This window comes from Brenneria rubrifaciens (assembly GCF_005484945.1).
In the GTDB taxonomy this organism is placed as follows: Bacteria; Pseudomonadota; Gammaproteobacteria; order Enterobacterales; family Enterobacteriaceae; genus Brenneria; species Brenneria rubrifaciens.
This window is the reverse complement of the sequence record NZ_CP034035.1, coordinates 3168950-3192050: the sequence shown is the minus strand read 5'-3', so window position 1 is coordinate 3192050 and position 23101 is coordinate 3168950. Positions and strand designations below refer to the sequence as shown.

Genomic DNA, 23101 nt, shown 5'->3' with positions numbered 1-23101 from the left:
TATTCTTTTTCTATTCACTATGCGTTATGCAACTTTCATGAACATCCCCGGATAATCGTCTATTCTTACCGATATTGTTTGAATTTTTATAGGGTGAATAATATTTTCAACAATAAGAGGTGAATATGAATTTCAACGAAAAGGATCAAACAGTAACCCAAGAAGCACTATCGCCACTGACAGGAAAACATCCGTCAGAGGCGTATCCCAAGCCCCCTTTTGCAAGTCAGCCGCAGGAGCCGCCGGGTCTTGCCAGCAAAATGAAGCCTATCCCCGATCATGGTGAAAAAAGTTACCGGGGAAGCGGACGTCTGAATGGTCGTAAAGCGTTAATCACCGGGGGAGATTCGGGGATTGGGCGGGCTGTTGCCATCGCCTACGCCAGAGAAGGGGCGGATGTTGCGATTAATTATCTGCGGGAAGAAGAGTCAGATGCGAAGGAAGTGATTGCGTTGATCCTCGCCGAAGGGCGCACGGCGGTGGCGATCCCTGGTGATATTCGCTCAGAGGATTTTTGTCAGCAACTGGTCAATGAGGCGGTTGAAAAACTGGGGGGATTGGACATTCTGGTGAATAACGCCGGCCGGCAGCAGTATGCTGAATCTCTTGAGGATCTCACAACGGAAGCCTTTGATGCGACGTTTAAAACCAATGTGTACGCGCCATTCTGGATCACGAAAGCCGCGATGAAACATTTGAAGGCGGGTTCTGTGGTCATTAATACCTCATCCGTGCAGGCATACAAACCTAGCGCGATCCTGCTGGATTATGCCCAGACCAAAGCCTGTAATGTCGCGTTTACCAAAGCGTTGGCCAAACAGGTAGCAGAAAAAGGCATTCGTGTTAACTCGGTGGCCCCCGGGCCTTATTGGACGCCTTTACAGCCGAGCGGCGGGCAGCCGATGGACAAGGTGATGGAATTTGGCGCCGATGACCCAATGGGCCGCCCTGGTCAGCCAGTGGAGATCGCGCCGTTGTATGTGACGCTGGCGTCTGCGGAAACCAGTTTTACATCGGGACAGGTATGGTGTTCAGATGGCGGAACGGGGACTGTCTGACCGGACTCAACAAGGCCCGTAGTGAATTATGCGGGCCATAACCGGTTACCCCAGAGCAACTTTAATACCCAGCGCGATCAAAATGCCCCCCAGCAGTTTATCCACCAGTTTCTGCATTTTCGCCAGAACCTGACGTACTGGCTCACTTTGAAAAATAACCACCAGCAATGGCCACCAGATGACTGATAAACTCCAGATAATCATGGCATACCACAGTTTTTCACCGAAGCCGGAATTGATGCTCAGTACCTGAGTAAACATCGCCAGGAAGAACAACGTTGCCTTTGGGTTCAGCAGATTGCATAAGTAACCCTGTAAAAAGGCTTTCTTCAAGCTGACGCGCTGCTTGGTTAAATGCAAGGCATCCATTTTACTCCCGTCACGAGACAGCAGTGCCTGAATACCCACCCAGATCAGATAAGCGGCGCCTGCGTATTTCAGTATACTGAACAGCCACGGGGTGGTGGTAATCACCACCGCCAGCCCTGCCACGCAGTAAGCCATGTGTGTCGCCACGCCGCAGATCACGCCGCATGCCGTCATGAGTGCCGCGATACGTGGATAGCGTGCGGCATTTTTAATCACCAGAAAAAAATCAGGACCAGGGGAAATCATACCCAGCGTGGCAATCGTAGCGACAAATAACGACGTTTCTAACATGATGTGTTCCAGGTGGAGAAAACTGAAGGAATAACCGGGTGGAATGATAGCGCCGGAATCATCAATTGGCATCTTCATTATTGGCTATTTGCCCGCAATGTGTTAACACTTTCCCTTTCTTGATTTAGGGTTGTTTTTTCGTGAGTCGAGGTTGGGATAGCATTATGGTGAAGGAAACATCACAGCAACTTGAAATTACCCGGCTGTGTATTGAGTGTGCGCTTTTGCTGCTACAGCACGGTGCCGAAAGTATGGTTGTGGAGAAGCTATCTACCCGTCTGGGCGTCGCGTTGGGAGTGGACAGCGTTGAAAGTTCAATCTCGGCAAATGCGATTGTTCTGACAACCATCAAGCAGGGACATTGCCTGACATCCACGCGTAAAAATGTCGATCGCGGCATCAATATGCATGTGGTCACCGAGGTACAGCACGTGGTGATTATGGCTGAGCATAAACTGCTGGATGTTGCAGGCGTTGAGAAACGTATTTCTCACATCAAGCCGCTTCGCTATCCACGCTGGGTGATGGTGTCTATCGTGGCGCTATCCTGTGGTTGTTTTAGCCGGTTGAATGGAGGAGGCTGGGATGCCTTTATTGTCACGATGATTGCCAGTGGTCTGGCGATGTATGTTCGCCAGGTCTTTACCGCTCGTCACCTTAATCCGTTGATTAACTTTTGTATTACGGCGTTTGTCGCGACCTCGGTTTCGGGGCTGTTGATGAAGTTGCCGGTTTTCCAACACGCCTCAACCGTGGCGATGGCGGCCAGCGTGTTGCTGTTGGTTCCCGGTTTTCCGCTGATTAACGCGGTGGCTGACATGTTCAAAGGACACGTCAATACCGGTCTGGCCCGTTGGACGATCGCCAGTCTGTTGACGCTGGCGACCTGTATCGGTGTGGTGATGGCGCTGGCGCTATGGGGGTTACGCGGATGGTCTTAAGTCTGTTGTGGGCGCTGTTACAGGATATGGCATTAGCGGCGGTGCCAGCGATTGGGTTCGCGATGGTTTTCAATGTTCCGCTCAGAGCGCTGCCCTATTGCGCCCTGCTCGGTGCGGTGGGACATGGCGTGCGGTTTTTAACGATGCATTTCGGTTTGAATATCGTATGGGGCTCGTTTCTGGCGGCGATTGCGATAGGGATTATCGGTATCCACTGGTCGCGCTGGCTATTGGCGCACCCGAAAGTGTTTACCGTTGCTGCGGTGATCCCCATGTTCCCTGGGATCTCGGCCTACACTGCGATGATTTCCCTGGTGGAAATTTCTCATCATGGCTACAGTGAAGAATTGATGCGCGTCATGATGACCAATTTTCTGAAAGCCAGTTTCATTGTGGGCGCGTTGTCTATCGGGCTGTCTTTGCCGGGGATATGGTTGTACCGCAAACGCCCGGGGGTGTAGCTTGCATGCGAACGCTCTTATATTGCGGATCTGCCGGGTATCTGTATCGACGAGGGAGAGGGCTTTCCGTATAGTGTCAGCAATTTTCTGACCTACAGGGTTTCACCATGGTTATTAGTTTGATTGCTGCATTGGCGGTGGATCGCGTTATCGGTATGGAAAATGTCATGCCGTGGCATTTACCGGCGGATTTGGCGTGGTTTAAGCGCAATACATTGGGTAAACCAATCATTATGGGACGCACTACATTCCGCTCTATAGGCCAGCCGTTACCCGGTCGGCACAATATTGTCGTCAGTACGCACCCTGGCGATGATGATCGCGTTACCTGGGTTTCTTCGTTGGAGGAGGCGCTGGTCGCGGCAGATGAGGCGGCAGATGAGGCGGAAGAAGTGATGATCATCGGCGGCGGCAGTATCTACCAGCAGATGTTGCCTCAGGCTAATCGTCTGTATCTGACCCACATTGACGTTGAAGTAGAAGGCGATACGCATTTCCCGGATTACGAGCCTGACGAGTGGCACTCGACCTTCAGCGAGTTTCACGATGCGGATGAGCGCAATTCGCACAGCTACTGTTTTGAGATTTTAGATCGCCGATAGTTTCTGGTTCTTTCCAGCGCTGATGTTTGAACCCGCTATTAATGGCGGGTTTTTTGTTGTGTGCCACGATGACAGGATTCGTCGACTTGATGATGGCTTTCTAACCCCGGTAAAAACAGTTTTGTCACATTGCCGTCGTAGTATGACAATCCAACGGAATACTGAAATCTATTGGGTAGATTAAAAGAGGAAGCCGTACCGATGACAAAAAAACGCGAGCAACTGAATTGCGATCGTCTGGTTGATCCGAGCCGCCGTGAGTTACGGCACGACAATATTGAGATAAATCGATTGGTGGGATTCCTGGGCGGCGGCATTTGGTCGATTCCTGCTGAAGAAATCGCGCAAGCCTCACCTTATCCTGATCGGCGTGACGTTTCTCAAACGGTCGCCGTGTCCCCGGCGCCATAATGAGGTTTTCGCCGGAGAGAAAGACTCCGGCAAAACGGCCAATTTAGTTGGCGGTGTCGTCATTTTGTTGTGTTTTATCGTATGACAGGGATTTTTGCGTGAAATAGCGTTTGTCTTCCCAACGCAGCATGGTCAGTTTGCCTCCCCAGCAGCATCCGGTGTCCAGTGCGTAGATGTTCTCTGGCGTGCCTTTTCCTTCCAGCGAAGCCCAGTGTCCGAAAGCGATCGCGTATTCCCCGGCGATTTTGCCGGGCAGCTCAAACCACGGCTTCAATAAAGAAGGGGCCTGATTGGGGGAATCTTTGCAAAGCATGTCCAACTGACCGCCGGAGAAGCAGTAGCGCATACGGGTAAAGACATTGGTGCTGTAGCGTAAGCGAGGCAGGCCGCTGAGTTCGGGGAACCAGTAATTCGGCATATCTCCATACATGGAATCCAGGAACAAAGGGTAGCAATCGCTTTTCAGAATGGATTCAACTTCACGGGCGCACATTTTAGCCGTATCAAGATCCCACTGTGGCGTAATGCCTGCATGCGCCATCACCAGCTTGAGATCTTCATCCACCTGTAAGAGCGGTTGTTTACGCAGCCAGTTAATCAGTTCGTCCGCATCGGGAGCTTCCAGCAAAGGGGCAAGACGATCTTTGGGTTTATTGCGGCTAATCCCCGCATAGACGGCCAGTAAGTGTAGATCGTGATTGCCCAGAACGAGGCGGACGGAGGAGCCCAGGGAACGGACAAAACGTAGCACCTCAAGCGAATCCGGCCCACGGGCCACCAGATCGCCCGTCAGCCACAGCATATCTTGCGCGGGATGAAAAGAAACTTGCGCCAATAGCGCTTCAAGTTCAGCTAAACAACCGTGAACATCGCCAACTAAATAGGTAGACATAATTAATGTATCAGTGAGGGAATGGCCAGACGAAAGACAGGGATGCTGACCTGAAAGGTGTCGCCTTGTTGATCGACCATCTGGTAGTGACCTTCCATTGTCCCCAGCGGCGTTTCCAGCACCGTGCCGCTGGTATACTGAAATTCGCTACCGGGGGGGATCAGCGGTTGTTCGCCGACCACGCCCTCGCCTTGAACTTCAGTCTGACGGCCGTTGGCATTGGTAATGAGCCAGTAGCGGCCTAGCAAACGCACCGGATGCCGCCCCAGATTGCGGACAGTGATGGTATAGGCAAAGACAAAACGTTCTTCATCGGGTTGTGACTGCGACTCAACGTAGAAGCTTTGAACCTGTACACAAACACGGGGCGCATTAATCATCACAACGACTCCAGTTATTCCTGTATTGCAGTATGCTCGGTCAACCAGTTTGCCAACCGGCAGTATTGTTCTACGGTCACGTTTTCTGCCCGGCTGCCGGGATTCACGCCCCATTCAGTCAATTGCTCCGGGGTAAAGAGATTGCCCAGGCTGTTACGTAATGTTTTACGGCGTTGATTAAAGGCTTCTGTCGTGATCCGGCTTAACGCGCGAATATCGTTCACCGGATAGGGAACCTGTATATGAGGAACCAGACGCACCACGGCAGAGTCCACTTTGGGTGCTGGTTTGAACGCCGTAGGCGGTACTTCCAGCACCGGAATGATCTGACAATAATATTGCGCCATGACGCTTAAGCGACCGTAAGCCTTGCTGTTCGGTCCGGCGACCAGACGGTTAACCACTTCTTTCTGCAACATAAAATGCATGTCGCGAATAGACTGAGTATAGCTGAACAGATGGAACATCAATGGCGTTGAGATATTATACGGCAAATTGCCAAATACACGCAGCGGCTGCCCGGCTTGCTCCGCCAGAGCAGAGAAATCAATCGTCATCGCGTCCTGCTGAATAATGGTCAGCTTGTCTTTCAGCGTTGGATGCGTTTCCAGTCTGGCCGCCAGATCCCTGTCCAGCTCAATTACCGTAAAATGGTCGATACGTTCGCACACCGGTGCGGTAAGAGCGCCCAGGCCGGGGCCGATCTCCACAATCGCCTGTCCTGCTTGCGGATGAATGGCGGAAACAATATTGTCGATCACGAAATGATCGCTTAAAAAGTTTTGCCCAAAGCGTTTACGGGCGAAGTGACCTTGGTGTACTCGATTATTCATTAATGTGTTTTATCATTTTAATGGCAAGATTTAGCGCCGTGGTGAAGCTGCCGTGATCGGCGCCGCCTGTTGCGGCAAGCTCCAGGGCCGTGCCGTGATCGACCGAGGTTCGGATAAACGGCAGTCCCAGCGTGATGTTGACGGCGCGCCCAAATCCCTGAAATTTCAAAACGGGCAGACCCTGATCGTGATACATCGCCAGTACCGCATCAGCGTGTTGCAGGTATTTAGGCTGGAAGAGCGTATCCGCAGGCAGCGGACCAATAAGCGCGATACCCTGCTGGCGCAGTTCATCCAGCGCGGGCGTAATAACATCCAGTTCTTCTCGGCCCATGTGACCGCCTTCGCCTGCATGCGGATTCAAACCGCAAACGTAGATTTGCGGCTGGACGAGTCCAAACCGGGTCTGTAGGTCACGATGCAAAATCGTGATGACTTCATGCAGACTTTGCCGGGTAATGGCTTCTGATACTTTAGACAACGGTAGATGGGTGGTGGCCAGCGCTACCCGTAATTCTTCCGTAGCCAACATCATGACGACCCGATCGCATGCGCTGCGATCGGCGAAAAATTCGGTATGGCCGCTGAACGGCATGCCGGCGTCGTTAATAACGCCTTTATGCACCGGTCCGGTAACCAGGGCGGCAAATTCGCCGCTCAGACAACCATCGCATGCCCGCGCCAGGGTCTCGACAACATAGGCGCTGTTGCTGACATTAAGCTGTCCTGCAATCACCATTGCCGGGGTTGTGAACGGCAGTATGGTTAAACTTCCCGCTTGCTGTGGCTGCGCGGGTTGTTCTGGCTGGTAGTGGCGCAAAGTTAACGGCCTATTCAACTGTAGCGCACGGCTTAGCAACAGATCGGGATCGGCGCACACCACCAATTCAACCGGCCATGAGTGCTGGGCCAGCGCAATGATCAGGTCGGGACCAATCCCGGCGGGTTCGCCGGGGGTGATCGCGACGCGTGGGATACCAATCTCAGTTTGCATCAGTTCGCGCCATTGATAATTTTCACGTAGGCCGCCGCACGTTGTTCCTGCATCCAGGTTTGCGCTTCTTCGGCGAATTTACGATTAAAGATCATGCGGTATGCCTGCTCTTTCTGCGCGGCGTCAGTTTTATCCACCTGACGGGTGTCCAGTAACTGAATCAAGTGCCAGCCGAAAGAAGAATGAACCGGCTGGCTGATTTCACCTTTTTTCAGCTTTAACAAGGCATCACGGAATGCCGGATCGTATATGTCTGGAGAGGCCCAGCCGAGGTCGCCGCCCTGATTGGCCGAACCGGGGTCCTGTGAAAGCTGTTTAGCCTGAGCCGCGAAATCCGTAGCGCCATTCTTGATCTGCTTCAGCACCTCTTCCAGCTTGGCTTTCGCCTGACCGTCCGTCATCACCACAGAGGTTTTCAGCAGAATATGGCGGGCGTGGATTTCAGTGATTGAAACCGTTTTATCGCTGCCGCGAATGTCGTTAACCCGGAGAATATGGAAACCCACGCCAGAACGAATCGGGCCGACAACCTGGCCTTTCTGCGCCTGGGTCAGTCTGTCTGCAAACAGGGTGGGGATCTCCTGTAACTTGCCCCATCCCATTTGTCCGCCATTCAGCGCTTGAGAATCCGCGGAATAGGTCATCGCCAGTTTACCGAAGTCGGCGCCTTCGCTGATTTGTTTTATCAGTGAGGCGGCCAGGTTTTCTGCTTCATCCACCTGCTGCTGGCTGGGATTTTCCGGCAGAGGGATCAGGATATGACTCAGGTTTAACTCCGCGTCTTCACCGGTCTGGTTGGCAATCTGTTTGGCAAGGGTATCGACTTCCTGCGGCAACACGGTCACTCGGCGACGAACTTCATTATTGCGAACTTCCGCAATCAGCATCTCTTTACGGATCTGGCTACGGTAGGTGTCGTAGTTAAGGCCTTCATAAGCCAACTGGCTTTTGAGCTGATCAACGGACATGCGGTTTTGCGCCGCAATGTTGGCGATAGCGCGATCCAATTGTTCATCCGTAATCTGGAGGCCCATTTTTTGCGCCATTTGGAGGATAATGTTATCCATAATCAGACGATCGGTAATTTGATGGCGTAACGTCGCATCATCCGGTAACTGCTGCCCGGCCTGCTGCGCATTCAATTTTACTGACTGCAAGAGGCTATTGACATCGCTTTCCAACACAACACTGTTATCCACCACCGCCGCGACTTTATCAACCACCTGTGGTGCTGCGAACGCGGTAGAGGCACCTATCAGTGCCAATCCGAGAATAAGCGTTCTCCAGTTATTCATACCTTTCCCATTATCTCATCCGCAAGGCGGGTTTAAAGTTTCATTGATACAACCAGTCTGTCGCACTCGCACTGGCTCACGCCCGCTGTGGCAGGGTCATCAGAATGCACGCTGGTAGGGTAAAATACCGGAACGCAGCATCTTTTCAGAGCCCAGACTGTGATTATTGCTTAAACCACGTAACTCGATATTAAATGATACTTTGTTGTCATATTCACTGCTGCGGCTGGCGGTGTCCCAGTCGGTGATTTTACGTTCATAACCGACGCTGACGGCCCAGCAGCAGGTATTATATTGCACGCCAATGAGCTGACTGGCGGGCTGATTGGCCTTGGTATCATAATAATATGCGCCGACAACGGCCCAGCGATCGGCAATCGGCCAGCTTGCTGTCAGGCCTATTTGCGAAATGCCCTGCTGGAAGCCAGGGTTCTGTACATTGGGCAGCATCGCCTGAATGTACTTGGGGCTGGCAAAACGGTAGTTCAACTGCACCAGACGCTCGGCATCTTTGCGATATTCCACCACGGCATCACCCAATGCGACTTCGTTGAGACGATTGTCGTACTGCAAACCACCGCGCAGACCCCAGCTATCGTCGATTTTCAGGTAACTGTCGCCGGCCCACACCAGACTGCCGTTGTCTTGACTTTGATCGACCGAGGTATTGTTGTCGCCGGTACGCGGGCGATCGAAGTAATAAATTTGACCTATGGAAGCATTAAAACGTTCAACCAGCGCATCATCATAAATACGCGACGTTACCCCGGTCGCTATCTGATTGGCCGAGGCGATACGATCCAGCCCCCCATAGGTACGCTCACGGAACAGACCGGAATAATCGGCTTGCAGCAGCGTCGAGTCATAAGTATGGATGTTGCTTTGATCCCGGTAAGGCACGTACAGATATTGCGCTCGTGGCTCCAGCGTCTGGGTATAGCCCTGCGACCAGTTCATTGCCCGCTCGAAAACCAGTTTGCCATCGATCTTGTACTGCGGTAACACGCGATTTACCGAATCTTCCAACGCGTTTTTATTGGTGTTGCTGACGGTAGGGTCGGCACGGTAGCGATCCAGATTGTCCTGTTCATAATGTGTCGCCAGCAGGCGCGCTTCTGTCGTCAGGCTGCCCCAGCGATTGATCAGCGGCAGGTTTAAGGCGGGTTCAAGATGCACTCGCGTCGCTTTAGGCCGGTTATCGTTAACGTTGGTGAATTTTACCGCCTGACCGTAAACATGCAGATCGACCGGGCCGATATCATTCTGATAATAATTGATATCCAACTGCGGCTCGGCACGATAGACGTCCCGGTTGGTCGATGTGGAGAAAACCTGAAACTGTTTGGTGGAAAGCTTCGTGTCCCAGTTCTGGTTGGCATAGCCGACGCTGAGTTTTTGTGTGACATAGCCATCGGTGCTTGAGCCGTATTCGGAGTCCAGATCGGTAAAGTAGCGATCGTCACTGACTTTGGTGTAATCGGCGTCAAAACGCCACACCTGATCCATGACGCCGCCATGGGCCCAGTGGAATAACCAGCGGGTATCGTTGTCGTCCTGCGGCGCGACCTTGGCGTATTCATTGTCGCTGGGCAGCCAGTCAAATTGAAGGGTGCCGAGGCCCGGCGCCGTCAGGTAGCGGAACTCGTTTTGCCACTGCACGCCGCGTTTGGTGAGCAGGTGGGGGGTGAACGTTGCATCAAAGTTTGGCGCGATATTCCAATAGTATGGCGTCAGAAACTCGAAACCGTTGTTGCTGCCGAATTTGGCATTCGGGATAAGGAAGCCCGAGCGGCGTTTGTCGCCAATCGGTAATTGTAGGTACGGACTGTAGAACACGGGGACGTTGGCAATCTTGAGACGGGCGTTCCAGATTTCAGCAACCTGCTCTTCCCGATCCTGAATCACTTCCGATCCGACGACGATCCAGCTATCGTCACCCGGCAGGCAGGAGGTAAACGAACCGTTCTCCAAAATGGTATAGCGGTTACTGTCGCGCATTTTCATTTTGTCGGCGGAACCGCGTCCCTGACGGCCGACCATCTGGTAGTCGCCCTCATAAACATCGGTATCTTTGGTATTCAGGTTCGACCAGGCTTTGGGACCTTTCAAAACGACTTGATTGTCATCATAGCGCACATTTCCCGTTGCGGTGATGGTTCGAATGGGCGCGGCGCCCTGATCGCCGGCGTCAACCTGGTTCAGTTCCACCTGCTCGGCGGTTAAAATACCGTTGCCTTGCTCAATGTTGACATTGCCGATGAATCGGGCGTTACCGGGATAGTCCGCTTCCGTTTTGTCGGCTTGAATATTGACTGGTAGTTGATTGGGATCGCCGGTTACCAGCGGTCTGTTGTACGTAGGTACGCCCAGCATGCACTGTTCGGCAAGATCGGCCAGCGCGTGCTGGCTGTAAAGCGCCGACCAAATCAGGCTGGCCAGCAGGGTTGGGAAACTTTTTTTCATACGCGGTATCAGGTGTTCCGTCATAAGAGGCATCATGCCGGCAAACGGTCAGAGACTATATCACTCGTCAGCGTTGCGCCAGTGTTAAATCCCCACAGCTTTCTATGCACTGCCGTTAGGCGCAAAGATAAATGACAGGTATGATAAAGCAATTTTTAGCCGACGGCATGAGGATTTGAGGAGTATATGCGGTATTGGGGAAAGTTGCTGGGGCTTGCGCTGGGAATTATGTCGAGCGGCGGCATCTGGGGAATGATAATGGGACTGCTTATGGGGCATGTGGTCGACAAGGCCAGTGCATTGCGTCGGCGTAACTTTTTTTCAGCCCAATCGACCCGTCAGGCGCTGTTTTTTCTCACCACTTTTCAGGCGATGGGGCACCTTACTAAGTCCAAGGGCAGGGTAACGGAAGCCGATATTCAGATCGCCACCAGGATGATGGATCGCCTCGAACTGTTTGGCGAAGCGAGAAGCGCGGCACAGCAGGCTTTCCGTGAAGGAAAGGCCAGCCATTTCCCCTTGCGTATCAGATTACGTAAACTGCGTGACGCCTGCCTCGGCCGTTTTGATTTGATTAAGATGTTTCTGGAAATTCAGCTTCAGGTGGCGTTTGTGGACGGTGTGTTGCATCCGAACGAAAGGCGCGTGCTGTATGTAATTGCCGACGAGTTGGGCCTCACCCGGGAGCAGTTCGAATTTTTCCTGCGCAATATGGAAAGTACCGCCGGCCAGTCCAGGCAGGGCGGGGCGAAACAGGGCAATAAATCCTATCAGCGGCGCAGCCACCAGTCCTCCGGCGGACACTCTTATGGCGGCCAGCGTCCCTTTACGTCGCCGCGTGGACCAACGGTGGAGAGCGCCTGTCGGACGCTAGGGGTGCGCAGTGGCGATGATGTAGTGACGATCAAGCGCGCCTATCGTAAGCTGATGAGCGAGCACCATCCAGACAAACTGGTGGCGAAAGGGCTATCGCCGCGGATGATGGAGATGGCCAAGCGCAAAGCACAGGATATTCAGGCCGCTTATGAGCTACTAAAAAGTGGAAACCAAGTGAAATAACGCCACGCCTTTCCCCCGCTTGTTGATTTTTCCCTTCTTCTATATTCCCGCTTTCTTACTGCTTTCGCGTTTTTAGCCTCTCGCCGCAGATGAGTGATGCACTTAAAACTCCGCTTCACAAAAAAAGTGCATCGGCGAGTTGAATTCAGGATGCGTGATGCAGAGTTCTCGTGCGTGCAGCAGCAGACGAGGCGCCAGAGCTTTGGCTTCGGGATGCGCGTAGAAACCATCGCCGAGAATGGGGTGGCCGAGCGCCAGCAAGTGAACCCGAAGCTGATGAGAGCGGCCGGTTATTGGCATCAGTTCGGCTCTGGTGGTGCCATCGCGATCGCGGGACAAAACCCGGTATTCGGTCTGTGCGGGTTTTCCCTGTTCAAAACAGACTTTCTGTTTGGGACGATTCGGCCAGTCGCAAATCAGCGGCAGGTCGATTAATCCGTCATCGTGCTCTATCCATCCCCACACGCGGGCCAGATAGGATTTTTTTGGTTCACGTTCGCGGAACTGCCGTTTTAACTCACGTTCAGCCGCTTTGGTCAGCGCGACGACAATCACCCCGCTGGTGGCCATATCCAGACGGTGCACCGATTCGGCCGTGGGATAGTCGGCCTGAATACGGCTCATCACGCTGTCCCGGTGTTCTGGCGCCCTGCCGGGAACGGACAGCAAGCCGCTGGGCTTATTCACCACCATAATGTGCCGATCCTGATACAGAATATGCAACCAGGGATCGGCGGGGGGATTGTACGGTTCCATTTATCACGCCTTTTTCAGACTAATGATGCGTGACCACCACCAGACGGATGGCGTCCAGACGCCAGTTTGCCTGATGAAGATTACGCAGCACCAACTCGCGCTGCTCTTCCAAAGCATTCAACTCATCTTCGCGAATATTAGGGTTAACGGCCTTCAATGCTTCCAGACGCGCCAGTTCGCGCCGCAGTTGTTGATCGGCCTGGTGCTGAGCATCCGTAATCAACTGGCGCGCCTGTTCCTCCACCTGTGACTCCGCCTGCTGGAGCATGGCATGGACATCCGCCTGCACCGCATTGACCAGTTTGCTGGCAGTATGGCGGTTTACGGCATTGAGCTGACGATTGAAGCTTTCAAATTCAACCTGTCCGGCAAGGTCGGCGCCTTTGCGATCCAACAGCAAACGAACCGGCGTCGGTGGCAGGAACCGCGTCAGTTGCAGGTGCTTCGGTGCTTGCGCTTCCACCACATAAACCAGTTCAGCCAGCAACGTACCCACCGGCAGGGCTTTGTTTTTCAACAATGACACGGCACAACTGCCGGTATCGCCGGACAGAATCAGGTCAAGACCATTACGGATTAACGGATGTTCCCAACTGATAAACTGTGCGTCTTCACGGGATAGCGCCTGTTCGCGATCAAACGTGATGGTGCACCCGTCCTGCGGCAAGCCGGGAAAATCCGGCACCAGCATATGATCGGACGGCGTCAGCACAATCAGATTATCGCTGCGATCTTCCTGATTGATACCGACGATATCAAACAGGTTCAGCGCAAACGTCACCAGATTGACATCGTTATCCTGCTCGGCAATACGCTGCGCCAACAGTTGTGCCTGTTCGCCGCCGTTGGAATGCATTTCCAGCAGACGGTCGCGCCCCTGCTCGAGTTGCTGTTTTAACTGCTCATGTTGTTGACGGCAACGGTGGATAAATTCATCCAGACCTTGTTGTTCGCCAGGCGTCAGCAATCGTTCGATCAGTTGCGTATAGTGAGCGTCATAGATGGCACGACCTGTCGGGCAGGTGTGTTCAAAGGCATCCAGTCCTTCGTGGAACCAGCGGACCAGTATGGCCTGCGCGGTGTTTTCCATATAGGGGATCAAAATCTGGATCTGCTGCGTCTGGCCAATACGATCCAAACGACCGATACGCTGCTCCAGCAGATCCGGGTTGAACGGCAGATCAAACATGATTAGCTGGCTGGCGAACTGGAAGTTGCGGCCTTCGGAGCCGATCTCGGAACAAATCAGCACCTGCGCCCCTTCTTCTTCAGAGGCGAAATAGGCGGCTGCGCGATCGCGCTCAAGAATGGACAGCCCTTCGTGGAAAACGGCCGCTCGGATAGCTTCGCGGGTACGCAGCACCTGCTCCAACTGTCGTGCTGTCACGGCTTGTGCACAGATCACCAGCACTTTCTCATCACGATGGGTTGTCAGATAGTTGAGCAGCCACTCAACGCGCGGATCGAAATTCCACCAGGTCGCGTCGTCACCTTCCAATTGCTGATAAATTTGTTCCGGGTAAAGCATGTCGCGGGCGCGGGCTTCGTGCGGCTTGCCGGCCTGCATGATCCCGGAGACTTTGATGGCCGTTTGGTACTGTGTCGGCAGCGGCAGACGAATTTGGTGCAGAATACGTTGCGGGAAACCTTTTACACCCTGACGGGTATTGCGGAACAGCACGCGGCTGGTGCCATGACGATCCATCAGCATGGCGATCAGTTCCTGACGCGCCCGCGGGTTGTCCTCGCTATCACTGTTGATGGCCTTCAACAAGGGTTCGATATCCTGTTCACCCAGCAGTTCACTCAATGCGTTTAGTTCGGCGGTTTGCGCCTTCTCGCCTGCCAGCAGCAGGGTAACGGCATCGGCAACCGGGCGGTATTGCTGTTGCTCGGCAATGAATTCCCGATAGTCATGAAAACGGTCCGGATCGAGCAAACGCAGGCGTGCAAAGTGGCTCTGCTGCCCTAACTGCTCTGGTGTCGCGGTCAGCAGCAGCACGGCGGGGATATTTCCGGCCAGTTGTTCAACCGCCTGATACTCAGGGCTCGGATTCGCTTCACTCCATGCCAGATGGTGAGCTTCATCCACTACTAGAAGGCCCCAGTTGGCGTTAACCAACTGCTCGAAACGTTGCGCGTCGCGCTGAACGAAGCCCAGTGAACAGATCACCAACTGCTCGGTTTCAAAGGGGTTGCTGCTGTCCAGTTTTGCCTCGGCATAGCGCGCATCGTCAAATAGCGAGAACAACAGATTAAACCGGCGCAACATTTCCACCAGCCACTGGTGTTGCAGGGTTTCCGGCACAATAATCAATACCCTTTCCGCGCGGCCGACCAAGAGTTGCTGATGGATAATCATCCCGGCTTCAATGGTTTTACCCAGACCCACTTCATCCGCCAGCAGTACGCGCGGCGCGTGGCGTTGCCCCACTTCGCCGGCGATATGCAACTGGTGCGGAATCAGGCTGGCGCGCATGCCGCGCAGACCGACCCACTGTTGCAGAGCCTGTTCATTCTGATGCTTGCGGGCACGATAGCGCAGGGCAAAGCGATCCATCCGATCGATCTGACCCGCAAATAGCCGATCCTGCGGCTTGTTGAAGGTCAGTTTACTGTCCAGCAGCACTTCGCGTAGTTCCGCCGGTGATTCATCGTCCAGACGCAGTCCGCAGTACACCAGAAGTCCGTTTTCTTCGCGGATTGCCTCAACCTTTAGCTGCCAGCCTTCGTGACTGGTGACGGTATCGCCGGGGTTAAACATCACTCGCGTGATGGGCGCGTCGCTGCGGGAGTAAAGCCGGTTTTCACCGCTGGCTGGGAAAAGCAGTGTGATCATACGCGTATCGACGGCCACCACCGTCCCCAATCCGAGTTCGCTTTCCGTATCGCTGATCCAGCGTTGACCAAGTGTAAAAGGCATAAATTCTTAGCTCGATTTTTGTCTGTGTCGAAGAAATGTCTCGTCATCCTTCCCGGATGACGACGAAATGTTGCGCGGCAATGCTGTTTCCCCGTCTGTCATGTCGAAGGAGTGATTGTGCCGATGCCGCTAATTCAGAAAGGGCGCTATGGTAATGGAAGGCGGCGCGTTCGTCACCTGCTCAGACGTGCCGAGCAGATTCCGGTCATTAAAATAACCCCATCTGTCCGGTAACCAGTGTAGTAAAATCATCATGAAGGAAGGGAAGAATCGCATCGGCGACCGGCTGTAACTGACGCTCGACATAGTGCTGATAATCCAGCGGCGAATGCCGGGTTTCCAGCGGTTCTGGCCCGTTGGTGGTGATCACATAACTGATCCAGCCGCCGTTCTGGTATTGCAAAGGCCGTCCCTGCCGCCGGTTATAGTCGTCGGCGATTTTGGCCGCTCGCGCATGCGGCGGGATATTGCGTTGATAATCATCGAGACGGCGGCGTAGCCGTTTGCGATAGATCAGCAGGTCGTCAAATTCGCCGTGCAGGGTTTGACTGACGTACTCCCGCAACCACGCCTGATAGGGTTTTTGCTGAAAAATGCGTAAATAAAGTTGCTGCTGGAATTGCTGTGCCAGCGGCGTCCAGTCTGTTCGCACCGTTTCCAGCCCTTTAAACACCATTTTTTCGCCTTGCGGCGTTGCCATCATCCCCGCGTAACGCTTTTTGCTTCCCTGTTCCGCACCGCGGATGGTCGGCATCAGAAAGCGGCAAAAGTGGGTTTCAAACTCCAGCTCCAGTGAACTGGTCAGCCGTTGGGTTTGCTGTAAATGCCGCCGCCACCATTGATTAACGTGTTGTATCAGCATGTTGCCAATACGCGCGGCGTCTTCTTCGGCATGAGCGCCTTTAAGCCAGACGAAGGTGGAATCGGTATCGCCATAAATGACGTCATAGCCTTGTTCTTCAATCAGTTCACGCGTTTTACGCATGATTTCGTGACCGCGCAGGGTAATTGATGATGCGAGGCGGGGATCGAAAAAACGGCAGCCGGTGGCGCCCAGTACGCCGTAAAAGGCGTTCATGATGATCTTCAGCGCCTGCGACAGCGGTTTATTGTTGGCTAGCTTGGCGGCTTCGCGTCCTTGCCAGATGTGATCGACAATGGCTGGCAGACAGTGCGTGTCACGGGAGAACCAGGCGCCGCGAAACCCGGAGACGGCGTGCTGTTCATCCGGGTGTTGCATCCCGACGGCCAGCCCCACCGGATCGATAAGAAAGGTGCGGATGATGGAGGGATAGAGGCTTTTATAATCGAGCACCAGCACCGAATCGTACAAACCGGGCCGTGAGTCCATGACAAACCCGCCGGGGCTTGCCGCTTGCGCGACGTCTCCCAGGTTCGGGGCGACATAGCCAACCCGGTGCATCCGTGGCAGGTACAGATGGGTAAACGCCGCGACGGAGCCGCCGCTGCGGTCGGCGGCCAGGCCGGTGACGCTGGCGCGTTCCAGCAAAAAAGCGAGTAACTCGGTTTTGTCGAAGATGCGCGTGACCAGCTCGCAATCTTGCAGGTTATAGCGGGCGAGGGCGGGTTTGTCTTCGGCAAAGCGGCGATCGATTTCATCCATGCGCTGGTAGGGCGTATCGATGGCTTTTCCTTCTCCCAGTAACGTCTGTGCGACAAACTCCAGGCTGAAAGAAGCGAAATTCCAGGTGGCGGACTTCAGGGCCTCAATGCCATCAATAATTAACCGGCCTGCGGCGCTGGCAAAGTAATGTCCTTGTTTGAAGCCGTGTTCGCGCCATTCCAGTTCGCTGCCGTTGCGTCCCAAACGCAGCGGGATACGATAGCGTTCAGCGTGTTTTTGCAGTACGCGCAGGTCAAACTGCACCAGATTCCAACCGATGATGGCATCGGGATCGTGCCGTTGCAGCCAATGATTCAGTTTTTCCAGTAGCTGGGGGCGGCTGGCGACATATTCCAGCGAGAAATCGTCCGGGTCGACGGGGCGCCCGTTCGCCGGGCCGAGCATATAAACCTGGCGCTGCCCGCAGCCTTCCAGCCCAATGCAATATAGTTCGCCGCGTCGGTTGGTTTCTATATCCAATGAGACAAGCGTCAGTTTGGGACGATAGTCGGCGCACGGCTTCATGCGAACCTGCGTTAAACGATCAAGTGACACGCGCTCGCCGCTGAACCATACCGGGGCGGTAATAAAACGCTCCATCAGGAAACGTTCCGGCGGGCGGATATCGGCCTCGTAAACCTGAACGCCGCCTTCACGCAGCCGTTTTTCCAACCTCAGAAGCTGACGGTATTGGGGGCAATACAATCCAAGCAGCGGTTGATGTTGAAAGTCCTGCAATGCCAGCGGGCGTAGCTGCCAATGCTTATCCTGACTTAATAACGCTCGGGCCCGTGATTCCTGTGAGGCGGGAATGAAAGCGACGGCTTGCTGGACGGGAATACGCGCCAGCACGGGTCCGTCATCGGTCGCCAGCCAGAATTCAACCTGTGTACCAGCAGATGTATCGTGCCAGTGGCGGGTAAGCAGAAAACCCTGACGAGTTTGCGTCACGAAAGCGGCCTTTTTATTCAAAGAGAGCGGTCGGTGATAAGTAATGAAAATCAGGTATAAGTATGGTTATTTATACAGGTAATGTCCAGCCGTTGACGGACATTACCTATTGTGGGCAAGAACGAAATGGGGGGCGGACAAGGTGTCGGAGAGAGGCTAAGGTGTCTCTGGCGGGGCGGTGACAACCCGATTACGGCCCTCCTGCTTGGCTCTATATAGCGCTTTATCCGCCATTTTAAAGGTGCGTTCAATCGTCATTTCACTGGCTTCCGGCGACCACAGGGCGACACCCAGCGAGATGGTGATATGACCGACCTGCGGGATCTGCGTGTCTTGTGTGCACTGGCGAAGCCGTTCGGCAATGTCCGTGGCGATATCCAGATCGGTTTCCGGCAACAGGATCAGAAATTCTTCGCCGCCGCTGCGGCACAGGGTGTCCGTATTACGTGAACTGGTGCGAATGAACTGAGCAAGGTATTTGATCACGTTGTCGCCCACGTCGTGGCCGTATGTGTCGTTGATATGTTTGAAATGGTCGATATCCAGCGCGATCACGGCAAACCTTTTCTGACTGAGCAGCCAGAGTTGCAGAATGATTTCCAGACCCCGACGATTGAGCAGACCGGTCAGGGGATCGGTTTGTGCTTCAGAGCGCAGCTTGCCGATTTTTTTCTGTAACAATTCGATGCCAATCAGCATCGCCTGTTTGAGCTGTACCACCTCAAAATACCAGGAGTGAATTTTTCGGATATCGTCGGAAACACTGATCGAGTCCATTTTATTGGCGCTACGGGCCAGCAGCCACAGCGGTTGAGCAATGAGCCGGGCAAGCAACCAAACGCAGAATAGCGTCAGAATAGCCGCTGGGAGAGTATGCCGTAACACGCTAAGCATCAGGCTGTCCAGAGGCTTCAATGTTTCACTGGTTGAACGCAGCACAACCACTTCCCAACCGTTGGAGGGAATCACGGCGTAGCCGACGAGCATATCTCTACCCTGATCATTCTTCATCTTCCGGCTGCCGTTGCTGCCTGTGCGGCTATCCCTTATCGGGCTGTTGCGGACGACGGTGCCGATTTGAGCAGGATCTTTGTTGTACAGCATTTTTCTATAGTGGTCGGTCACATAGATGTAAGAACCGTCCCGATAATAGTGTTTGTCAAGCAATTCATTGAGAATACTGGGTTTTTGCAAGTGAATGGCGCCACCGATAAACCCCTTGTAGCGTCCGTCCCGGGTAAATATCGGCACTGAAACCAGTACGATCAGGTTATTCGCCACGGAAACGTAAGGCGCACTGATCAGCGGAGTCTTTTTCTGTAAGGCTTGCTTTACGCCAGCCGTGGTGATCTTTTGTCCTATCCATTGAGGCGCCTCGGGAAAGGTCGATTTGACTACGCCATGTTCATCGGCGATCGATACCGTGTTAAAACTGCGGCTTTGTAATGTGACACGTTTGGTTTCTTCGTTCAGGGTGCCAATGTCATCCATTTTTTCCGCAACTTTGTCAGCGCTATAAGTCAATTGTTGAAGGGATGTTCTGAAGAAAGTATCGGTTGTGGCCGCCAGCTTCGCGGCATATACGCGATTGGCTTCCAGGGTATTGTCGATCAGCAGTTGGCGTTGCACGCGGTAACTGGCATAAAAACTGTTCGCCAGCATAATCAGCGCGCTCGTGACGGACAGGAGCAAGATGAGTCGTCGTAATCCGATGTGATTGAATAGTTTTAACAACATATTGGGAAGAGTGACGCCGTGAGAAAAAGGCCGATATCATAAGTGGTGGGTGCAGAGCTGTAAAATAATTGTCCAGAAAAAAAAGGTCAGTGAAATTGTTTTTAATAGGGGCTGTGCACCCGATTGGCCGACATGCGGGGGCGCCGTGTCAAATGTCTGATGATTCTCAATGGGTTGACCTGTCGGTTTCTGATGACGTTTTCCCTTTCTCTTTTCCTGTTAATCATAAACGCGGCTACAGTTTCTTCGGAGTCGGAAGCATACTCGTTCTATTTGCAGCATAAAATATTGTGAAATCTTATATCGCAGAAATAATAACTGAAAAATGATTTTCATCGAAGAATAAAAGGGAGAGTGATTCATCTCTACTATTTATGAAAACGAGCGGGGCGTTATTTGCAGTCAACGACTGATTTGTTTAAAGAAACTGGCGATATAGGAATACGCACTTTTTAAAAGCAATGACGAAACGAATTGGTGCATTCTGGTTCATTATATTTTTTCCTTATGATGGCGCTCTGCATAATAAATTCGTTTTTTTCTTTGTTATTAACTTCTTAATGATTGATTTTGCGTTCTGGCATATTTATTGCTGATTTTAATTTCGCCAGCAGGATATATCTCTGTGGCTCGTTCATACTCGTATTGTCAGGCAGGACGGTTTTATTCCACGACTGGAATTTGAATCTCTCATTATTAAAGAGGCGATCATGAATAACAAATTTGTCAAATTATCGTTAGCAGCAGCATGGGTTTCCTCCGTCATTTGCGCCAACAGCGCGCTGGCGGCTGAAGTAAAAATCGGGGTGGTTCTGCCGCTGAGCGGACCGCTGAGCGGTTTTGGGCAACCCTCCCAAAAAGGGGTTGAGCTGATTAACAGCATGGAGCCGACGCTGAAAAACGGCGATACGATTAAACTTGTCATTATTGACGACAAAAGCGACAAGGTTGAAGCGGCCAACGCCATGCAACGTCTGGTTTCCAGTGATAAAGTCGATGCGGTGATTGGCGAGGTCACCTCAACCAATACGATGGCAATGACCAAAATGGCTGAAGACACCAAAACCCCGATGGTTTCCCCGACCGCCACCAATGACCGCGTAACCCGCAACCGCCAGTATGTCAGCCGCGTATGCTTTTCCGATAGTTTCCAGGGCGTGGTGGGGGCGAATCTGGCGTCGCGCGATTTAGGGGCGAAAACCGCCGCCATCATGTTCGACAGCAGCAACGACTATTCCGTCGGTCTGGCGAAATCTTTCCGCACCCAGTTTCTCAAAAATGGCGGCACCATTCCCGTCGAAGTTCAGGTTCCGGGCGGCAGCAAGGATTTCAAAGCTCAACTCTCCACCGTCAAAGCCAAAAATGTCGATATGATCTATATGCCGATCTATTACACCGAAGCGGCGCTGATCGCGGTACAGGCCAAACAACTGGGGCTGAAGGTGCCGGTGGTCGGCGGTGATGGTCTGGCGGCTGACCAAATCTTCTTTACGCTTGGGCAGGATGCGGTTGAAGGCTATATGGCTACCGACTACTACTCGCCGGACGCCAAAGAACAGACGCCGGCAGGTGAGGAATTTATCAAAGCTTGGGAAGAGAAATATAAAGAGCCGACGCATACCTGGGGCGCCATGACTGCGGATGCTTACAAAATGATCGTCAACGGGATGAACCAGTGCAGCAATCCGAAAGACCGGGTTTGCGTGAATGAAAAAATTCGGGCCACCAATAACTTTAGCGGCATTACCGGTACGCTGACGCTGAACAACGGCGATGCCATCCGTAGCGCCGTTATCAACGAAGTCAAAGACGGAAAAATGGTCTTCAAGACGGTGGTTAACCCTTAATTATCCCTGCTGTTTTTCAAGCTGCGGCGGTGACGGCGTTCTCGAATGACGCGGTTCTTGCCTGAAAGGGCTGTCTGCCGCGTTCCCCGCCGCAGTTTGAAATCTATCGGGTCGTTACTCTAAATAATTTGAGTTGCAGGAAGGCGGCAACGCAGCGAATTTCCAGGAACTGACATCAGCGAGTGACTGGGGTGAGTGAGTAAAGCCAACGCAAAGGCAACTTGAAGTGGGACGGGTATAGAGGCAAATAAGGATTAAATTTATGGATGCTGCCATTTTCTTCCAGCAAATGGTTAACGGCATGAGTCTGGGCAGTATGTATGCGCTGATTGCTATTGGTTACACCATGGTTTACGGCGTTTTACGGCTGATCAACTTCGCTCATGCCGATATTATGATGGTTGGCGCGTTTCTTGCCCTATTTGGGTCAACCTCATTTGAGATGCCTTTCGGAGCGGCTATTTTATTTGCGGTTCTGTTTTCGGCATTGCTGGGCGTATGTATCGATCAGATAGCCTATCGCCCTTTGCGTCAGGCGTCTAAAATATCCATGTTGATCACCGCGATTGGCGTGAGCTTTTTTCTAGAGAATTTGTTTAACGTTATTTTTGGCGGAAGCCCGCGTTTCTTTTCGACCCCCGAGTTTTTCAATCAGACCATCTCGATGGGCGGCATTATCATTACCAATGTCGCCTGGCTGGTGCCGCTGGTGACGCTGATTTTGCTGGGATGCATTCTTTTTATTCTCTACCGCACCCGTCAGGGAATGGCCATTCGCGCTGTGGCATTTGACGTGAATACCGTGCGCTTAATGGGGATCGATGCCAATCATATTATCGCCTTTGTCTTTGCGCTCGGAAGCTCGCTGGCTGCGCTTGGCGGGATTTTCTATGCCACCAGTTATCCGACGATCGATCCCTTGATGGGGGTATTGATTGGTCTGAAGGCGTTTGCCGCCGCCGTATTGGGGGGAATAGGCAGCGTAACGGGGGCGGTGATCGGCGGTTTTATCCTGGGGTTCACCGAAGTGGTCGCCGTCGCGGTATTTCCTGAGCTGGGCGGATATAAAGACGCCTTTGCGTTTATGTTTCTAATCTTGGTTCTGCTATTCAGACCGGTAGGCATTATGGGTGATGAAAGACTGGAAAGGAGCCGTTTCTGATGAGAATGCCAACAAATTCATTTTCGCTGTTAATCGGCTACGTCGTGTTATT

At 52.9% G+C, this 23101-nt stretch carries 19 protein-coding genes; 8 read left to right on the top strand and 11 right to left on the bottom strand.

What is annotated here, in order from left to right; translation table 11 throughout:
- Nucleotides 1-125: 125 nt before the first annotated feature.
- Nucleotides 126-1058 carry an SDR family oxidoreductase gene (locus tag EH207_RS14435; RefSeq protein ID WP_137714621.1) on the top strand — a complete coding sequence of 311 codons (933 nt, stop codon included), beginning with the start codon at nt 126-128 and terminating at the stop codon, nt 1056-1058.
- Between the two features lie 45 nt (nt 1059-1103).
- Here the strand turns inward: EH207_RS14435 and EH207_RS14430 are convergent, their stop codons facing one another.
- A complete protein-coding gene (locus EH207_RS14430; protein ID WP_137714620.1) occupies nt 1104-1718 on the bottom strand; it encodes a LysE family transporter in 615 nt (204 codons plus the stop codon).
- A gap of 164 nt (nt 1719-1882) precedes the next feature.
- Here EH207_RS14430 and EH207_RS14425 point away from each other — a divergent pair, with 164 nt between their 5' ends.
- From EH207_RS14425 to EH207_RS14410, 4 genes are all read left to right on the top strand, one after another.
- Entirely contained in the window at nt 1883-2659 is a 777-nt protein-coding gene (locus EH207_RS14425) for a threonine/serine exporter family protein (protein WP_137714619.1), read from the top strand.
- Nucleotides 2650-3120 (top strand): threonine/serine exporter, encoded by a 471-nt coding sequence (locus tag EH207_RS14420; protein ID WP_137714618.1) that lies wholly within the window; start codon nt 2650-2652, stop codon nt 3118-3120. Before EH207_RS14425 ends, EH207_RS14420 begins: the two co-directional genes overlap by 10 nt.
- A gap of 107 nt (nt 3121-3227) precedes the next feature.
- Complete coding sequence (gene folA, locus EH207_RS14415; protein ID WP_137714617.1) at nt 3228-3722, top strand: type 3 dihydrofolate reductase; 495 nt, start codon at nt 3228-3230, stop codon at nt 3720-3722.
- 201 nt (nt 3723-3923) lie between these two features.
- The gene (locus EH207_RS14410) at nt 3924-4133 is read left to right on the top strand and encodes a hypothetical protein (protein WP_137714616.1); all 210 of its coding nucleotides are present in this window, start codon (nt 3924-3926) and stop codon (nt 4131-4133) included.
- A 43-nt stretch (nt 4134-4176) separates the two neighbouring features.
- Here EH207_RS14410 and apaH read toward each other — a convergent pair whose 3' ends face one another.
- The 6 genes from apaH to lptD form a co-directional block, all read right to left on the bottom strand.
- Complete coding sequence (gene apaH, locus EH207_RS14405) at nt 4177-5025, bottom strand: bis(5'-nucleosyl)-tetraphosphatase (symmetrical) ApaH (RefSeq protein ID WP_137714615.1); 849 nt, start codon at nt 5023-5025, stop codon at nt 4177-4179.
- A gap of 2 nt (nt 5026-5027) precedes the next feature.
- Nucleotides 5028-5405 (bottom strand): Co2+/Mg2+ efflux protein ApaG, encoded by a 378-nt coding sequence (gene apaG, locus EH207_RS14400; protein ID WP_137714614.1) that lies wholly within the window; start codon nt 5403-5405, stop codon nt 5028-5030.
- A 14-nt stretch (nt 5406-5419) separates the two neighbouring features.
- Nucleotides 5420-6238: a 16S rRNA (adenine(1518)-N(6)/adenine(1519)-N(6))-dimethyltransferase RsmA gene (gene rsmA, locus EH207_RS14395; RefSeq protein ID WP_137714613.1), complete on the bottom strand. Its 819-nt coding sequence runs from the start codon at nt 6236-6238 to the stop codon at nt 5420-5422.
- A complete protein-coding gene (pdxA, locus tag EH207_RS14390; RefSeq protein WP_137714612.1) occupies nt 6231-7232 on the bottom strand; it encodes a 4-hydroxythreonine-4-phosphate dehydrogenase PdxA in 1002 nt (333 codons plus the stop codon). Before pdxA ends, rsmA begins: the two co-directional genes overlap by 8 nt.
- A complete protein-coding gene (surA, locus tag EH207_RS14385; RefSeq protein WP_137714611.1) occupies nt 7232-8527 on the bottom strand; it encodes a peptidylprolyl isomerase SurA in 1296 nt (431 codons plus the stop codon). The genes pdxA and surA overlap by 1 nt, the downstream gene beginning before the upstream one ends.
- A gap of 99 nt (nt 8528-8626) precedes the next feature.
- A complete protein-coding gene (gene lptD / locus EH207_RS14380) occupies nt 8627-10990 on the bottom strand; it encodes an LPS assembly protein LptD (protein ID WP_137714610.1) in 2364 nt (787 codons plus the stop codon).
- 186 nt (nt 10991-11176) lie between these two features.
- Here lptD and djlA point away from each other — a divergent pair, with 186 nt between their 5' ends.
- On the top strand, nt 11177-12049 hold the full coding sequence (djlA, locus tag EH207_RS14375) for a co-chaperone DjlA (protein ID WP_137714609.1): 873 nt from the start codon (nt 11177-11179) through the stop codon (nt 12047-12049).
- 102 nt (nt 12050-12151) lie between these two features.
- Here the strand turns inward: djlA and rluA are convergent, their stop codons facing one another.
- From rluA to EH207_RS14355, 4 genes are all read right to left on the bottom strand, one after another.
- On the bottom strand, nt 12152-12805 hold the full coding sequence (rluA, locus tag EH207_RS14370) for a bifunctional tRNA pseudouridine(32) synthase/23S rRNA pseudouridine(746) synthase RluA (protein WP_137714608.1): 654 nt from the start codon (nt 12803-12805) through the stop codon (nt 12152-12154).
- Between the two features lie 19 nt (nt 12806-12824).
- On the bottom strand, nt 12825-15728 hold the full coding sequence (gene rapA, locus EH207_RS14365) for an RNA polymerase-associated protein RapA (protein ID WP_137714607.1): 2904 nt from the start codon (nt 15726-15728) through the stop codon (nt 12825-12827).
- Between the two features lie 208 nt (nt 15729-15936).
- Nucleotides 15937-18303, bottom strand: a complete 2367-nt coding sequence (locus EH207_RS14360) for a DNA polymerase II (RefSeq protein WP_137714606.1) — start codon at nt 18301-18303, stop codon at nt 15937-15939.
- 156 nt (nt 18304-18459) lie between these two features.
- A complete protein-coding gene (locus EH207_RS14355; protein WP_137714605.1) occupies nt 18460-20040 on the bottom strand; it encodes a sensor domain-containing diguanylate cyclase in 1581 nt (526 codons plus the stop codon).
- 710 nt (nt 20041-20750) lie between these two features.
- Here EH207_RS14355 and EH207_RS14350 point away from each other — a divergent pair.
- Entirely contained in the window at nt 20751-21887 is a 1137-nt protein-coding gene (locus EH207_RS14350; protein WP_137714604.1) for an ABC transporter substrate-binding protein, read from the top strand.
- Between the two features lie 262 nt (nt 21888-22149).
- Nucleotides 22150-23049, top strand: a complete 900-nt coding sequence (locus EH207_RS14345) for a branched-chain amino acid ABC transporter permease (protein ID WP_137714603.1) — start codon at nt 22150-22152, stop codon at nt 23047-23049.
- Nucleotides 23050-23101 lie beyond the last annotated feature (52 nt).

Excerpts from the sequence above, each read along its gene's own strand:
- EH207_RS14435 (WP_137714621.1), top strand. The coding sequence starts at position 126 with ATGAATTTCAACGAAAAGGATCAAACAGTAACCCAAGAAGCACTATCG.
- EH207_RS14430 (WP_137714620.1), bottom strand. The coding sequence starts at position 1,718 with ATGTTAGAAACGTCGTTATTTGTCGCTACGATTGCCACGCTGGGTATG.
- EH207_RS14425 (WP_137714619.1), top strand. The coding sequence starts at position 1,883 with ATGGTGAAGGAAACATCACAGCAACTTGAAATTACCCGGCTGTGTATT.
- EH207_RS14420 (WP_137714618.1), top strand. The coding sequence starts at position 2,650 with ATGGTCTTAAGTCTGTTGTGGGCGCTGTTACAGGATATGGCATTAGCG.
- folA (WP_137714617.1), top strand. The coding sequence starts at position 3,228 with ATGGTTATTAGTTTGATTGCTGCATTGGCGGTGGATCGCGTTATCGGT.
- EH207_RS14410 (WP_137714616.1), top strand. The coding sequence starts at position 3,924 with ATGACAAAAAAACGCGAGCAACTGAATTGCGATCGTCTGGTTGATCCG.
- apaH (WP_137714615.1), bottom strand. The coding sequence starts at position 5,025 with ATGTCTACCTATTTAGTTGGCGATGTTCACGGTTGTTTAGCTGAACTT.
- apaG (WP_137714614.1), bottom strand. The coding sequence starts at position 5,405 with ATGATTAATGCGCCCCGTGTTTGTGTACAGGTTCAAAGCTTCTACGTT.
- rsmA (WP_137714613.1), bottom strand. The coding sequence starts at position 6,238 with ATGAATAATCGAGTACACCAAGGTCACTTCGCCCGTAAACGCTTTGGG.
- pdxA (WP_137714612.1), bottom strand. The coding sequence starts at position 7,232 with ATGCAAACTGAGATTGGTATCCCACGCGTCGCGATCACCCCCGGCGAA.
- surA (WP_137714611.1), bottom strand. The coding sequence starts at position 8,527 with ATGAATAACTGGAGAACGCTTATTCTCGGATTGGCACTGATAGGTGCC.
- lptD (WP_137714610.1), bottom strand. The coding sequence starts at position 10,990 with ATGAAAAAAAGTTTCCCAACCCTGCTGGCCAGCCTGATTTGGTCGGCG.
- djlA (WP_137714609.1), top strand. The coding sequence starts at position 11,177 with ATGCGGTATTGGGGAAAGTTGCTGGGGCTTGCGCTGGGAATTATGTCG.
- rluA (WP_137714608.1), bottom strand. The coding sequence starts at position 12,805 with ATGGAACCGTACAATCCCCCCGCCGATCCCTGGTTGCATATTCTGTAT.
- rapA (WP_137714607.1), bottom strand. The coding sequence starts at position 15,728 with ATGCCTTTTACACTTGGTCAACGCTGGATCAGCGATACGGAAAGCGAA.
- EH207_RS14355 (WP_137714605.1), bottom strand. The coding sequence starts at position 20,040 with ATGTTGTTAAAACTATTCAATCACATCGGATTACGACGACTCATCTTG.
- EH207_RS14350 (WP_137714604.1), top strand. The coding sequence starts at position 20,751 with ATGAATAACAAATTTGTCAAATTATCGTTAGCAGCAGCATGGGTTTCC.
- EH207_RS14345 (WP_137714603.1), top strand. The coding sequence starts at position 22,150 with ATGGATGCTGCCATTTTCTTCCAGCAAATGGTTAACGGCATGAGTCTG.